Consider the following 12,730-nt stretch of genomic DNA (forward strand, 5'->3'; position numbering starts at 1 on the left):
GGCTACGGCAGCACATACCTCTATCCGTCACCAGGCGAAGGCCTCCGGGGACGGTCCCGGCCCGGGGAAGATCTCATCCAGCCCGGCCAGCACCTCTTCGCTCAGCTCCAGCTCCAGCGCCCGCAGGGCGCTCTCCAACTGCTCGGCGGTGCGCGGGCCGACGATGGGGCCCGTCACTCCGGGCCGGGTGAGCAGCCAGGCCAGGGCGGCCTCGCCGGGCTCCAGGCCGTGCTTGTCGAGCAGGTCCTCGTACGCCTGCACCTGCGCCCGTACCGTGCTGTTGGCCAGCGCGTCCGCGGACCGGCCGGAGGCGCGCCGGCCGCCCTCGACCTCCTTCTTGATGACCCCGCCCAGCAGCCCGCCGTGCAGCGGGGACCACGGGATGACCCCGAGGCCGTACTCCTGGGCCGCCGGGATGACCTCCATCTCGGCCCGCCGCTCGGCGAGGTTGTAGAGGCACTGCTCACTGACCAGGCCGACCATCCCGCGCCGGGCGGCCGTCTCGTTGGCCTGGGCGATCTTGTAGCCGGGGAAGTTGGAGGAGCCCGCGTAGAGGATCTTGCCCTGCTGGATGAGCACGTCCACGGCCTGCCAGATCTCCTCGAAGGGGGTCCGGCGGTCGATGTGGTGGAACTGGTAGACGTCGATGTGGTCGGTCTGGAGCCGCTTGAGGCTGGCCTCGACGGCCCGGCGGATGTTCAGCGCCGACAGCCGGTCCTCGTTGGGCCAGGTCTCGCCCTCGCGGGACATGGACCCGTAGACCTTGGTGGCCAGGACCGTCTTCTCGCGGCGGCCACCACCCCCGGCGAACCAAGTGCCGATGATCTCCTCGGTGCGCCCCTTGTTCTCACCCCACCCATACACGTTGGCCGTGTCCACGAAATTCAGACCTGCGTCGAGGGCGGCGTCCATGATTCCGTGGCTGGTCGGTTCGTCTGTCTGCGGACCGAAGTTCATCGTGCCGAGGACGAGTCGGCTGACCTTGAGTCCGGTGCGTCCGAGCTGCGTGTACTTCATGGGACCCAAGCCAACTGCTTCGAGTCCACTCAAGGCAAGAGCGGCCCGCGCAGCCCTCGATTTATGCGACAACGCGCATAGTCGCGTTGATGCATAGACGGCTGACCACTGCGCTCCGTACGGTCTTGGTGGCCGGCCCTGACCAGGGCCGCGAACCAGGGGGTTCACATGGCTCGTGAGGAACTGACTCGACTCACCGGCAACGGAAACGGCGAATGCGGACAGGGCGACTGCCCCAACGTGTACCGCACTGCCTCCGGCTCCTTCATCGTGCAGGGAGACCTGTCCGATGCCTTCACACCGCCCGGCGGCGAGGGGCTCGTCGAGATCCCTGAGAGCGTCTTGAGGGAGGCCGTACGTGCTCTTGGATGGTGATGAGTGGCAGTCCAAGTTCCGCGACTTCAAGAGCGAGGCATGGCGGCTTGAGACCCTCTCCCAGTACCTGGTCCCGCAGGAGGCGGAGGAGTTTGCTGCCTTCAGGAACGGTGCGCGGTTCCAAGGGCCCTACGAGGACTCCTGGACGGCTCTGATTCGCAGGCACTCCGCTGCCGGGGGATGCGTCGGACGGGTGCACATTGTGTGCCGCCCGCTCTCGGACTACCTGCGCTTCGAGTTCGAGCGGTACTACCGACACCAGGCACCTGTCGGGGAAGACATCCGCATCCTTGATGTGACCAACCGGCCGAACCCGCTGCCGGACGTCCAGGACTTCTGGATGTTCGACCGCTCCACGGTCGTGCTGATGCACTACGAGGAGGATGGACGGCAGATCTCCCGCGAACTGTACGAAGGTGATCCCGCCCCCTTCATCGAGTACCAGCGCATCGCAGTGGAAGCGTCCGTCCCGTTCCTGGAGTACGTACGCGCGTGACGTTCGAGCCTGAGCGGATGGGCCAGTCCAGCCGGGAGCTGGCCGACAAGCTCCGCGACCTGCGCAAGCGGTCTGGGCTCTCCGGAGCCCGGATCGCGGCGCGCTGCAACATGTCCCAGTCCAAGATCAGCCGGATCGAGAACGGCAAGGTCCGGCCGTCGTTGGTGGACGTAGAGCAGATCCTGAGAGCGATCGACGCACCGACCGAGCTCGTCGCGGAAGTCTCTGCCCTGGCACGCATGGCGAACACCGACTGGCAGGACGCCCGGTCACTCCGGCGCAAGGGCCTGGACAAGAAGCAGTTCGAACTCGCCGGCCTGGAGACGGCCAGCACCGATCTCCGGTACTTCCTCCTGTCGATGATCACCGGCCTGCTCTCGACCCCCGAATACATCCGCGCCAGCCTGGCGCACATCCCCGGCGACCACTCGAAGGCCGTGGCGAAGAAGCTGGAGCGACAGGAGGTCCTCTACGACCGCTCGAAGCGGTTCACGTTCATCCTCACCGAGCAGGCCGTGCGCTGGCCGCTGGTACCGCCGGATGCGCTGGCCGTGCAGATCGACCGGCTGGTCTCATTGACGCACCTCCCCAACCTGCGCTTGGGCGTCATCCCTCTCGGTCCGGCGACGGCTCCGGCCCCGCTGAACACCTTCACCGTGTATGACGACCGCATAGCGACGGTCGAAGTGTCCACGGGCGTCCTGGTCCTGCGCGATCCGAGAGTCGTACGCGCCCACCTTCAGGAGTTCGCTGTTTACGAGGATCTGGCCCTCTTCGGGGATGGCGCCCGGGAGCACCTCACCTCGTGGTCCGCGAGCTGCCGTCGTTGATCTTTAGTCCACAACGCGAATGAAGCTGTGGAGCGGTCGCTTCTCCGGGAAACGATGACGTGCCGTCGAGCAGAAGTGATCCCTGGAAGGCATACGCCATGAGCAGAGCGCAGACGACCATGTCGGGGCCGATGCACCTGTCGCTGCCGAACATGCCGCCGAAACCGGCGGACGAGTGTGGGGTGTGCAGGGCCTTGGCCGCGCAGCGGCAGGAGGCTCGGAGCCGGGGCGATCTGTCGGCGGTGACCGATGCGGACGTAGAGCTCCGTAACCACCCGCACCGAGATCGGAGGCCGTGATGACGCGCTCGGTCCTGCGGTACGTGGAACACCGCATCAGCCGTCACCCGGGGACGGACGTGACCTTCGAGGCCGAGTGCCTGCGCTGCGACTGGCAGGCGCCAGCCTCGGACGACGGAGCAGCGGTGGACATCGAGTGCATGAGCCACACAGGCCGCACGGGACACCAAGGTTTCCGCCGCTGGTGCACGTCCTTCGCGTGGGTCGAGCGCACGGGATAGTCCACGGTCGCATCGTGGGAGGCCGTGCTTCGCGGCGAAGCTAGGCTCCCGCGCATGACGAATGATCTCGGTTACACCTGCTCATGCTGCGGCGAGTACCACGCGGAGCTTCCGATGGGCTACAGCACCACAGCTCCCGACGTCTGGGACGAGAGCTTCGAGGGCCGGCCCGACAGCCTGCTCTCCTCGGACCAGTGCGTCATCAACGCCGAGCACTACTTCGTCAGGGGTCTGATCGAGATACCGGTCATCGGCAGCGATGAGGTGTTCTCGTGGGGGGTCTGGGTTTCGCTCAGCCGGGACAACTTCTCCCAGGCTGCCGACATGTGGAACACGCCGGGACGCGAAGCGGAGAAGCCGTACTTCGGCTGGCTCACCACCGAGCTTCCGATCTACTCGACCAGCACCATCAACCTGAAGACGAACGCTCACACCCGCCCGGTCGGCCAGCGCCCCTACATCGAACTCGAACCCACCGACCACCCCCTCGCAGTCGAGCAGCGCACCGGCATCACTCTCGACCGCGTACGTCAGATTGCCGAAGTCGTCCTCCATGGCAACGGCGAGAACGGCTGACCGACAAAGCTGTTCGGGTCGGCGGCGAAGGGGTGGGGTATGACCCCCTGAGCCTGACAAGGCAGACCGCCACGTCTTGGCAGTTGAGATCCTGCCACGGTTCCCAAGGCCGTCAGACAATGGCGAAGGGAGGCGACTGCGAAGAACATGCAGGTCAAGCCACCGCACCCCATCCGACCGTTGGCCAGGAGGCTGCACAAGAGTGCAGCCCTTTGAGCTCATCTTTCGAGGCTTCGCTCTTTTGGGGGCGCGCAGCACCCCATCTGGGTAGCTTTCTGGCCTTCGTCTTTGGGGCCCCTGCGGGGCCGTTCTGTCGAAGCAGGCTCGGGCGACGGCGGCCTGACGGCCGCCCTTGCCTCTGCCGCTGAGGGCGCTGCCGCGCCTCGCTCCCCTTCGCCGCTGCTCAGCATGACGCTTTGTGCTGTCGGCCCCAGGGGCCGCACTGTGAGGCCAAATAGATAAGAGAGGCAGCGTGCGTTCCCGCAGCTCAGAAGCGTTTCAGGTACACGTGAGGCGTGTGTGCGCTACACGCGGGAGCGGTGCCTATCGGTCTTGGTGGATGCGGCACGGGACCGGGGCGCCCTTCCTCTTCTGGAAGAGGTGAGGAGGGGCAACGAGGCAAGCGGCCCCGGATCGCGGTGACACGAGGTCCAGCCGTTTCGCTCGGATGACGGCATTGGTTGCGCTCTGGTCCGACAGGGGTTGGTCCTCTTTGCCCAGCAGGGCAGCCAACTTCCCCGGACCGAAGCTCGCGTGGCCCTGGCAGTCGGCCCACCCGAGGGCGGCGAAGTGGACGCGGTAGGCGAGCTGGTGCCGGGAGTCCCGGGCCATGCGCCTGTACTCGTGCTGGGAGACTCCGCCCCAAGGGCGGCCGGTGCCGAAGTGGATGGCCACTGAGCGCGGCTCCTTCCTGTGCGGCGCATGGGTGCGCCAGTTACCCCCGCCTGATGGCGGGACATGTGCCTCCCTTTCATCGCGGGGGTGGACCAGCCACGGCCGGGATAGTCCTCACAGGGTGCCCGGGGCTTCTGACCCGGACTCGGTCTCGTGCAGTCGGGAGCGACGGCGGCGACCTGGCAGGAATCCTACAGAGCAGAGGAGGGCCCGTAGCGGGGCCCTCCTGTCGTCCAAGGAGTAGACGGTCAGCTCTCGCTGTGCACCGCCGCCAAGTCCCGGACCCGGCGCTTGAAGTCCATCGGGATCAAGACCTGCACGCGGCCCTTCCCTTCCTGCCACATGCCGTCATGTCCCTCCGGTGACATGGCTTGCACAGCGGTCAGGGGCGGCCGCTTCTCGGCGTGGATGACCGCCCTGACTCCGGCTGCCCGAAGTTCCTTGCCCTTCTCGTGCTGGGTCGACAGATTTGCCCAGCGCTCGCGGTAGGTCTCATTCGTCGGGATCTCGTCCCAGCCGTCCGGCCGGGTGGGCTGGGCCATGAGCTGTTCCCGTCGTGCGTCCAGTCGTTTGTACGTCTCCCGGTACTCCTGCTTGCCCAGCTCACTGGAGTAGAGACCGGCTTCGCGGTCCTCTCGCAGCTCGGCCAGCGCGCGGTTCACCTCCTCGATGTCCCGTGTGAAGTCGACGCCCGGGCGGAAGACCTTCCGGACGATCTCGACATCGCCGGCCGCGCGCAGGAAGACCTCCTCGACGGCTCCCTCCAGCACATGAGCCGCAATGCCCTTGCTGCCCGTAGGGCAGGGCTTGTGCGTGGTCCGGGACGCACAGCGGTAGTACGGCCAGTTCCGACCCGGGCCGAGGTACGCCGGTTCTCCGCAGGTGCAGAAGGCGACCCTGAGCATGGGGGAGCCGCCCTTCCTGTTGCCGTTGCGCTTGCTGGTGTTCTCGTCCAGCTTCTTGTTCGCCAGTTCCCACTCCTCCTGGGTGATCAGCGGCTCCGCACGCTGGAGAGGACGCCCTTCCGCGTCACGGACGACGCGGGTTCGCTTCGTCTTCTGGCCGTCGATGACAACTTCCTCCGTCACCTCCATCTGACCGAGAACGTTCAGGGAGCGCACCACCTTGGCGGTGTTCGCGGCGGTCCACCGGCCGCCCTTCGGAGGCTTGCCGTTCCTGATCAGCTGAGCGTCGAGCGATGTCGGGGTTTTGGTCGGGTCTTCGTTGAGCCACTGGGCGATGCTGTTCGCCGACTCGCCCTCGATAAGCCGGCGGACGATTTCGCGCAGCGTCCCGGCGGTGTCCGTTCCGTAGTCGTCCAGGACCAGCCGCCAGCCGTCACCGGTGTCCTGCTTCTCCGCCCGGTAGCCGTACGGGATCCGACCACCGCGCCAGCGCCCCTCCTTCACCAAGTGGTTGTACGAGGACTTCGCCCGGGCCTTGATGGCTTCGAGCTCCCCCTCCGCGAAGGAAGCGATCAGGCTGAACAGCAGCTTGCCCATCTGCGTGTTCAGGTTGATCCCGTCCTCGACGGTGGCGACCTCTTTGCCGTGCTTCTCGCACCACTCCACGAGCGTGTGCACGTGGAGCACACGCCGGGAGAGGCGGTCTAGCTTCAGCGCGCAGATGATGTCGTACTCGTCGGCCCGGGACTCCTCCAGTGCGATCCGGTGCTCGATCGAGCTGACCTCCTTGCCGATAGTGGACGGCAGCCACTTGCCGAACTCCGGGCGCTTCCAGGGCTCGACACCGCCGGATACGTCGATGTCCTCGACCCATCCGACGACGACGTGCCCTTCCTGGTCGGCCCATCGTTGAACCGATCGGCGCTGACGCTCCGGCGATGTGGTCTCGTCCGACACCTTCGACAGGCGGACCACTCCCAGGACTCTTGCCACTTGCTCTCCCCATCCCCTGTGGTGCTTGGGGATCGACGCTAGGGCCCCTGCGGGCGTGGCGTCAAAGTGGATTGTTTGGTACCGCCAACGTCTACGGCTGGGGCGACAACAAGGGCCGTACCGAGGAGATCATCGGCACCTGGTTCGCCCAGGGCGGCGGCCGCCGCGACAAGACCGTCCTCGCCACCAAGCTCTACGCCTCCATGGCCCCGGAGGACCAGCCCTGGCCCAACTTCGACCGGCTCTCCGCCCTCAACATCCGCCGTGCCGTGGACGCCAGCCTCAAGCGGCTGCAGACCGACCACATCGACGTCTACCAGTTCCACCACGTCGACCGGCAGACCCCCTTCGAGGAGATCTGGCAGGCCATCGAGGTCCTGGTCCAGCAGGGCAAGATCCTCTACGCCGGCTCCTCCAACTTCCCCGGCTGGAAGATCGCCCAGGCCAACGAGACCGCCGCGCGCACCGGCCGGCTCGGCCTGGTCAGCGAGCAGTGCCTCTACAACCTGGCCGAACGCCGCGCCGAGATGGAGGTCATCCCGGCCGCGCAGGAGTACGGGCTCGGCGTCATCCCGTGGTCGCCGCTGCACGGCGGGCTGCTCGGCGGGGCCATCCGCAAGCAGGCCGCCGGCGCGTCCGAGGGGCGCAGCGCCTCCGGCCGTACCGCGGACGCCCTCGCCGACCCCGCCGTACGGGCGCAGGTGCAGGCGTACGAGGACCTGCTGGACAAGCACGGTCTGGAGCCCGGCGAAACGGCCCTGGCCTGGCTGCTGACCCGGCCCGGGGTCACCGGCCCGATCGTCGGCCCGCGCACGGCCGAGCAGCTGGCGTCCGCGCTGCGGGCGGTGGAGCTGGAGCTGTCGCAGGAGGTCCTCGACGGACTGGACGAGATCTTCCCCGGTCCGGGCCCGTCGCCGGAGGCCTTCGCCTGGTAGGCGCCGGTCCGGCGGGGCGGCCGCGGGGCGGTGCTACTGGCCGACCGCGGCCGCCACGGCGACGACGACGAACATCAGCACGAGCACACCGGCCATGACACGGTTTCTGGTCTTCGGGTCCACCCGTCGAGACTAACGCGAAGGCGCCCGGCGCCCGTGCCGGGGGCTGCGAGACTTCCGTCATGGTCACAGTCGACGACGTACGGCGCCTCGCGCTCGCGCTGCCGCGCACCGAGGAACACCTCGTCCGCGACCGGGTGAAGTTCCGGATCGGGCGGATCGTCTACCTCGCGCTCTCGCGGGACGAGTCGGAGCTGGGCTTCGCCTTCCCCAAGGAGGAGCGGGCCGCGCTGGTCGCCGCCGAGCCGCACAAGTTCCTCCTGCCGGGCGCCGGCGACCTGCGCTACCACTGGGTCGAGGCGCGGATGGCGGCCCTCGACGCGGCGGAGCTGGCGGAACTGGTCACCGAAGCCTGGCGGATGTGCGTACCGGCGAAGGTGGCCCGCGCCCATCTGGAGGGCGGTGTGCCGCCCGCGCCCGGGCTGGACCGGCTGCGGGCGGCGGCCGGGGTGTTCGGGGCGTTCCCCGGGGTGGACCGCAGTTGGCTCGCGCTGCGCGCGGACACCGCGCCGGGGCTGGACCTGTCCGGCGCCGCGCACCGGGCGGCCCTGCACCGCTGGCTCAACTCCTGGGGGTGCCGGATCCGCTACCCGCGCGAGGGGGAACCGGATCTGTTCGGGGAGGGGCTGGAGCGGTGGTGGTCCCGGCACGGGGGGCTGCCCGGGACCCGGCTGGCGGCCCTGTCGGACCGGGAGATCGCCCGGCTGGCCGCCGGGTACGGGGAGCTGGCCGCGCTGCCCGTCGGGCGCCGGACCCTCGGGCCGACGGCCGCCGCCAAGGCGCTGTTCGCGCTGCGGCCGGAGACGGTGATGCCCTGGGACGCGGCCATCGCGCAGCGCCTGTGGGGGGCCCGGGACGAGGCGGCCTTCGCCCGGCACCTGACGGCCGGCCGGGCCTGGGCGCGGGCGGCGCTCGCGGAGAGCGGCGGCCTGGACGAGGCCGCGCTGGCGGCGGAGCTGGGCCGGCCGGGGCTGCCGCTGGCCAAGCTGCTGGACGAGTACCTCTACGTGACGATCACCCACCAGGGGGCCTGAGGGCGTGCGCGGCGGTGCCGCTCCCGCGGGGCGGGGGCGGCACCGGGGCGGCCGTGTGTCAGGCCTTGCCCTTGAGGTTCGAGACCAGCTGGTTGGTCAGCTTGGTCGCGCCCGCCAGACCCTTGTCGCCGTTGCCGCTGACCAGCACGGTCACCACGGAGTGGCCGACGCGTGCGGCCACCAGGGTGGTGCCGCCCACCCATGCGGGGCTGGTCTCGGTGATGACCCAGGCGCCGTCGCCCACACCGGCGAGGGGCTTCTCGGTGATGGTCACCTTGGCGTGGGTCTGATCGTCGGTGTAGCTCGGGCAGGCCTTGGAGAGCATGCCCAGCGCGCCGAGGACGGTGGTGGAGGTGGTGCCCTGGTAGACGTCGATCTCCTGGGCGTACTCCTCGGAGCTGTTCTTGTTGATGTAGGCGTCCTGAGCGAACGAGACACCGTCGATGCCGGTGATGCCCGTCCACGCGGTCCCGCCGAGCTTGGTGCAGTCGGGGGTGGGCACCTCGGCGGCGACCGGCGGCCGGTATCCGGGGCCGCTGTCGCGGGCGTCCGCGGGGTCGGCGGCGTAGCCGGACGGGAAGAAGGAGGCGGGGGCGAGCGCGGCCTTGAGCTGCGTGCCCGTCAGGAGTCCCTTGTTGGGGCCGTCGGTGGCCGGTGCGCCGGCGGGGGCCGAGGGGGCGGCGGCCTTGACGGCGGCCTTGGCGGCCTCCTTGGGGATGAGGGAGCAGCCGGTGAGCGCGAGCGGGAGGACCGCGACGGCGGCGAGGGTGGCGACGGGGGATATGTGACGCACGGTGTGGTTCGACCTCGATGTCAGTGACAGGACTCGCGCATCACATCGGGCTGCCGTCGGCGCGGCAAGGGTTTAGCGGATCCTTTGCCTCCGGATGTGAAATCCTTTCCCAAAACCCTGCATGAGTGCCCGAATAGTGCTAATGGCCGGTCAGGGGCCAGGCGCCGACGACCTCGTAGCGCGGCTGCTCGCCGGGCACCCCGGAGACGGGCAGGTCGCTGCGGACGAGGCTGAGCGTGTCGACCTCCCAGGGCGTGCCCTCGAAGCCGGAGAGGGCGTCCAGGCAGGGCCGTAGGTCGGCGCCGTCGTGGCGGGCGCGGGCGAGGGTGAGGTGCGGGGTGTAGCGGCGGTGCTGCTCCATCGGGATCCCGGCCCGCCGGGCCGCGGCATCGGCCCGCTCGGCGAGCAGCCGCAGCGCGTCGAGCCCGCCGGCGGCGCCGATCCACAGGGCGCGGCGGCCGAAGTGTCCGGAGCCGTGGAGGCGGAGCCGGAAGGGGGCGGTGCGGGCCGCGGCCCGGGCCAGGCGGGTGCGCAGTTCGGGGAGGAGGTCGTCGTGGACCTCGCCCATGAAGGCGAGGGTGAAGTGCCAGCCGGCTTCGTCGGTCCAGCGGAGGTCCTCGGCGTCGGGCACCGCCCGGACCGCGTCCCGCAGTTCGGCGACGGCGTCGGTACTCGGCAGCACGGCGGCGAACAGCCTCATGGCCCCGACGATAGCCGCTCGCGCGGGAGCCGCAGGGTCATGCCGGGAAGCGGTGGTCGATCCAGCGGAAGGCGGCTTCGATGGCGCAGGCCGCCGCGGCCGCGATCGCGACGGCGATCCACGGCATCGTGACCCCCTCCAGCTTCAGCTGGAAGAAGTGCTGGAGCCAGGGGACGACCAGGACCACGAGGAAGGCGAAGCCCATCGCGCCCACCAGTGCCACCCGCCACCACGTGTACGGCCGGGCGATGATCGCCAGGACCCACAGCGAGGTCAGGAACAGCGTCAGCGTCGCCGCGCTGGTCTCCGCCGTCAGGGAGTCGGGGCCGCTGTAGTGGGCCCGGGCGATCAGGTACGAGGTGAAGGTGGCCACCGCCGCGACCGCCCCGCCGGGGATGGCGTAGCGCATGACCCGCCGCACGAAGTGCGGCCGCGCCCGTTCCTTGTTCGGCGCCAGGGCCAGGAAGAACGCGGGGACGCCGATGGTGAGGGTGGACAGCAGGGTGAGGTGGCGCGGCAGGAAGGGGTATTCGACCTGGGAGCAGACCACCAGGATCGCCAGCAGCACCGAGTAGACCGTCTTGACGAGGAACAGGGTCGCCACGCGCGTGATGTTGCCGATGACCCGGCGGCCCTCGGCGACCACCGACGGCAGGGTGGAGAAGCTGTTGTTGAGGAGGACGATCTGCGCGACCGCCCGGGTGGCCTCGGAGCCCGAGCCCATGGAGACGCCGATGTCGGCGTCCTTGAGGGCGAGCACGTCGTTGACCCCGTCGCCGGTCATGGCGACGGTGTGGCCGCGGGACTGGAGGGCGCCGACCATGTCCCGCTTCTGCTGCGGGGTGACCCGGCCGAAGACGGCGTTGCCGTCGAGGACTTCGGCCATCTCGTCCCGTTCGGCGGGCAGGTGGCGGGCGTCGACGGTGTCGGCGGCTCCGGGCAGGCCCAGCTTGCCGGCGACGGCGCCGACCGAGACGGCGTTGTCGCCGGAGATGACCTTCGCCTTGACGTCCTGCTCGTCGAAGTAGCGCAGGGTGTCGGCGGCGTCGGGCCGCAGCCGCTGTTCGAGGACGACGAGGGCGGTGGGCTTGACCCCGCTGGCCACGGCCGGGTCGTCGAGCTCACGGGCCGAGCGGGCCAGCAGCAGGACCCGCAGCCCCTGTTCGTTGAGGCCCTCGATCTCATCCAGCGCCGGGTCGCCGCTGGGCAGGAGCACGTCGGGGGCGCCGAGCAGCCAGGTGTTGTTCTCGCCGTCGCCCTCGCTGAAGCTGGCGCCGCTGTACTTGCGGGCGGAGGAGAAGGGCAGGGACTCCGTGCAGCGCCAGTCGGCGCTGTCGGGGTAGGCGTCGATGATGGCCTGGAGGCTGGCGTTGGGGCGGGGGTCGGACTCGCCGAGGGCGCCGAGCACCTTCTCGACGTACCCGGGCTCCGCGCCGCCGAGCGGGCGCAGCTCGGTGACGTCCATGCCGCCCTCGGTGAGGGTGCCGGTCTTGTCGAGGCAGACGACGTCGACGCGGGCGAGGCCCTCGATGGCGGGCAGCTCCTGGACCAGGCACTGCTTGCGCCCCAGCCGGATCACGCCGACGGCGAAGGCGACGGAGGTGAGGAGGACCAGGCCCTCGGGGATCATCGGGACGATGCCGCCGACGGTGCGGGCGATGGCGCCCTTGAGGTTGTCGTCCTTGACGACGAGCTGGCTGATGATCAGGCCGATCGAGGTCGGGATCATCATCCAGGTGACGTACTTGAGGATGGTGGAGATGCCGCTGCGCAGCTCGGAGTGGACGAGGGTGAAGCGGGAGGCCTCTTCGGCGAGCTGGGCGGCGTAGGCCTCGCGGCCGACCTTGGTGGCGGTGAAGGCGCCGCCGCCGGCGACGACGAAGGAGCCGGACATGACCTGGTCGCCGGGCTTCTTCAGGACGGGGTCGGCCTCGCCGGTCAGGAGGGACTCGTCGATCTCCAGGCCGTCGGCCTCGCCGACCACTCCGTCGACGACGACCTTGTCGCCGGGGCCCAACTCGATGACGTCCGACAGGACGATCTCGGAGGTGGAGATCTCGGCGGTGGTGCCGTCGCGGCGCACGCTCGGTTTGGCCTCGCCGATGACGGCGAGCCCGTCGAGGGTCTTCTTGGCTCGCAGTTCCTGGATGATGCCGATGCCGGTGTTGGCGACGATCACGAAGCCGAAGAGGCTGTCCTGGATCGGCGCGACGCACAGCATGATCACCCACAGGACGCCGATGATGGCGTTGAAGCGGGTGAAGACGTTGGCGCGGACGATGTCGGCGGTGGAGCGCGAGGAGCGCAGGGGCACGTCGTTGACGTCGCCGCGCGCGACGCGTTCGGCGACCTCGGCGGTGGTCAGGCCGCCCGGCTTGAAGCGGGGGGCGGGGGGTTTCACCGGGTGGACGGGGTCCAGCTCGGCTCCCGCGTCGATGGCGGCGCCGGGCCGCTCGGGCCCGTCATGGTCGATCCTCGCCGACTGGGTCATGTTTTCGACGGTAAAGGGCGTTCCGCCCCTCCACCCGCCGAGCAGGGGGAA

At 69.5% G+C, this 12,730-nt stretch carries 12 protein-coding genes; 7 read left to right on the forward strand and 5 right to left on the reverse strand.

Annotated elements, in window-relative coordinates:
* Positions 1 to 27: 27 nt before the first annotated feature.
* Entirely contained in the window at positions 28 to 1,017 is a 990-nt protein-coding gene (locus ACFY0O_RS35880) for an aldo/keto reductase (protein WP_388954822.1), read from the reverse strand.
* A gap of 168 nt (positions 1,018 to 1,185) precedes the next feature.
* Here ACFY0O_RS35880 and ACFY0O_RS35885 point away from each other — a divergent pair, with 168 nt between their 5' ends.
* From ACFY0O_RS35885 to ACFY0O_RS35905, 5 genes are all read left to right on the forward strand, one after another.
* Complete coding sequence (locus ACFY0O_RS35885; protein ID WP_388954825.1) at positions 1,186 to 1,392, forward strand: hypothetical protein; 207 nt, start codon at positions 1,186 to 1,188, stop codon at positions 1,390 to 1,392.
* Positions 1,376 to 1,888, forward strand: coding sequence for a DUF6879 family protein (locus tag ACFY0O_RS35890; RefSeq protein ID WP_388954828.1), 513 nt, complete (start codon positions 1,376 to 1,378; stop codon positions 1,886 to 1,888). Before ACFY0O_RS35885 ends, ACFY0O_RS35890 begins: the two co-directional genes overlap by 17 nt.
* Positions 1,885 to 2,718, forward strand: a complete 834-nt coding sequence (locus ACFY0O_RS35895; protein WP_388954831.1) for a helix-turn-helix domain-containing protein — start codon at positions 1,885 to 1,887, stop codon at positions 2,716 to 2,718. Before ACFY0O_RS35890 ends, ACFY0O_RS35895 begins: the two co-directional genes overlap by 4 nt.
* Before the next feature lie 298 nt (positions 2,719 to 3,016).
* The gene (locus ACFY0O_RS35900) at positions 3,017 to 3,238 is read left to right on the forward strand and encodes a hypothetical protein (RefSeq protein ID WP_373916381.1); all 222 of its coding nucleotides are present in this window, start codon (positions 3,017 to 3,019) and stop codon (positions 3,236 to 3,238) included.
* Positions 3,239 to 3,352: 114 nt separating this feature from the next.
* Positions 3,353 to 3,814: a DUF2199 domain-containing protein gene (locus ACFY0O_RS35905; RefSeq protein ID WP_388954898.1), complete on the forward strand. Its 462-nt coding sequence runs from the start codon at positions 3,353 to 3,355 to the stop codon at positions 3,812 to 3,814.
* A gap of 1,142 nt (positions 3,815 to 4,956) precedes the next feature.
* On the opposite strand, the gene ACFY0O_RS35910 is transcribed toward ACFY0O_RS35905, so the two are convergent.
* On the reverse strand, positions 4,957 to 6,606 hold the full coding sequence (locus ACFY0O_RS35910) for a recombinase family protein (RefSeq protein WP_388954834.1): 1,650 nt from the start codon (positions 6,604 to 6,606) through the stop codon (positions 4,957 to 4,959).
* A 71-nt stretch (positions 6,607 to 6,677) separates the two neighbouring features.
* Here ACFY0O_RS35910 and ACFY0O_RS35915 point away from each other — a divergent pair, with 71 nt between their 5' ends.
* Positions 6,678 to 7,541, forward strand: coding sequence for an aldo/keto reductase (locus ACFY0O_RS35915; RefSeq protein WP_388954837.1), 864 nt, complete (start codon positions 6,678 to 6,680; stop codon positions 7,539 to 7,541).
* Positions 7,542 to 7,723: 182 nt separating this feature from the next.
* Positions 7,724 to 8,695, forward strand: a complete 972-nt coding sequence (locus ACFY0O_RS35920) for an MmcQ/YjbR family DNA-binding protein (RefSeq protein WP_388954840.1) — start codon at positions 7,724 to 7,726, stop codon at positions 8,693 to 8,695.
* Positions 8,696 to 8,753: 58 nt separating this feature from the next.
* Here the strand turns inward: ACFY0O_RS35920 and ACFY0O_RS35925 are convergent, their stop codons facing one another.
* From ACFY0O_RS35925 to ACFY0O_RS35935, 3 genes are all read right to left on the reverse strand, one after another.
* The gene (locus ACFY0O_RS35925) at positions 8,754 to 9,488 is read right to left on the reverse strand and encodes a hypothetical protein (RefSeq protein WP_388954843.1); all 735 of its coding nucleotides are present in this window, start codon (positions 9,486 to 9,488) and stop codon (positions 8,754 to 8,756) included.
* A 139-nt stretch (positions 9,489 to 9,627) separates the two neighbouring features.
* Positions 9,628 to 10,188, reverse strand: coding sequence for an RNA 2',3'-cyclic phosphodiesterase (gene thpR / locus ACFY0O_RS35930; RefSeq protein WP_388954846.1), 561 nt, complete (start codon positions 10,186 to 10,188; stop codon positions 9,628 to 9,630).
* Positions 10,189 to 10,225: 37 nt separating this feature from the next.
* The gene (locus tag ACFY0O_RS35935) at positions 10,226 to 12,679 is read right to left on the reverse strand and encodes an HAD-IC family P-type ATPase (protein WP_388954849.1); all 2,454 of its coding nucleotides are present in this window, start codon (positions 12,677 to 12,679) and stop codon (positions 10,226 to 10,228) included.
* Positions 12,680 to 12,730 lie beyond the last annotated feature (51 nt).

This window comes from Streptomyces sp. NPDC001594 (assembly GCF_042893675.1).
In the GTDB taxonomy this organism is placed as follows: domain Bacteria; phylum Actinomycetota; class Actinomycetes; order Streptomycetales; family Streptomycetaceae; genus Streptomyces.

Excerpts from the sequence above, each read along its gene's own strand:
- thpR (WP_388954846.1), bottom strand. The coding sequence starts at position 10,188 with ATGAGGCTGTTCGCCGCCGTGCTGCCGAGTACCGACGCCGTCGCCGAA.
- ACFY0O_RS35920 (WP_388954840.1), top strand. The coding sequence starts at position 7,724 with ATGGTCACAGTCGACGACGTACGGCGCCTCGCGCTCGCGCTGCCGCGC.
- ACFY0O_RS35900 (WP_373916381.1), top strand. The coding sequence starts at position 3,017 with ATGACGCGCTCGGTCCTGCGGTACGTGGAACACCGCATCAGCCGTCAC.
- ACFY0O_RS35905 (WP_388954898.1), top strand. The coding sequence starts at position 3,353 with ATGGGCTACAGCACCACAGCTCCCGACGTCTGGGACGAGAGCTTCGAG.
- ACFY0O_RS35885 (WP_388954825.1), top strand. The coding sequence starts at position 1,186 with ATGGCTCGTGAGGAACTGACTCGACTCACCGGCAACGGAAACGGCGAA.
- ACFY0O_RS35935 (WP_388954849.1), bottom strand. The coding sequence starts at position 12,679 with ATGACCCAGTCGGCGAGGATCGACCATGACGGGCCCGAGCGGCCCGGC.
- ACFY0O_RS35880 (WP_388954822.1), bottom strand. The coding sequence starts at position 1,017 with ATGAAGTACACGCAGCTCGGACGCACCGGACTCAAGGTCAGCCGACTC.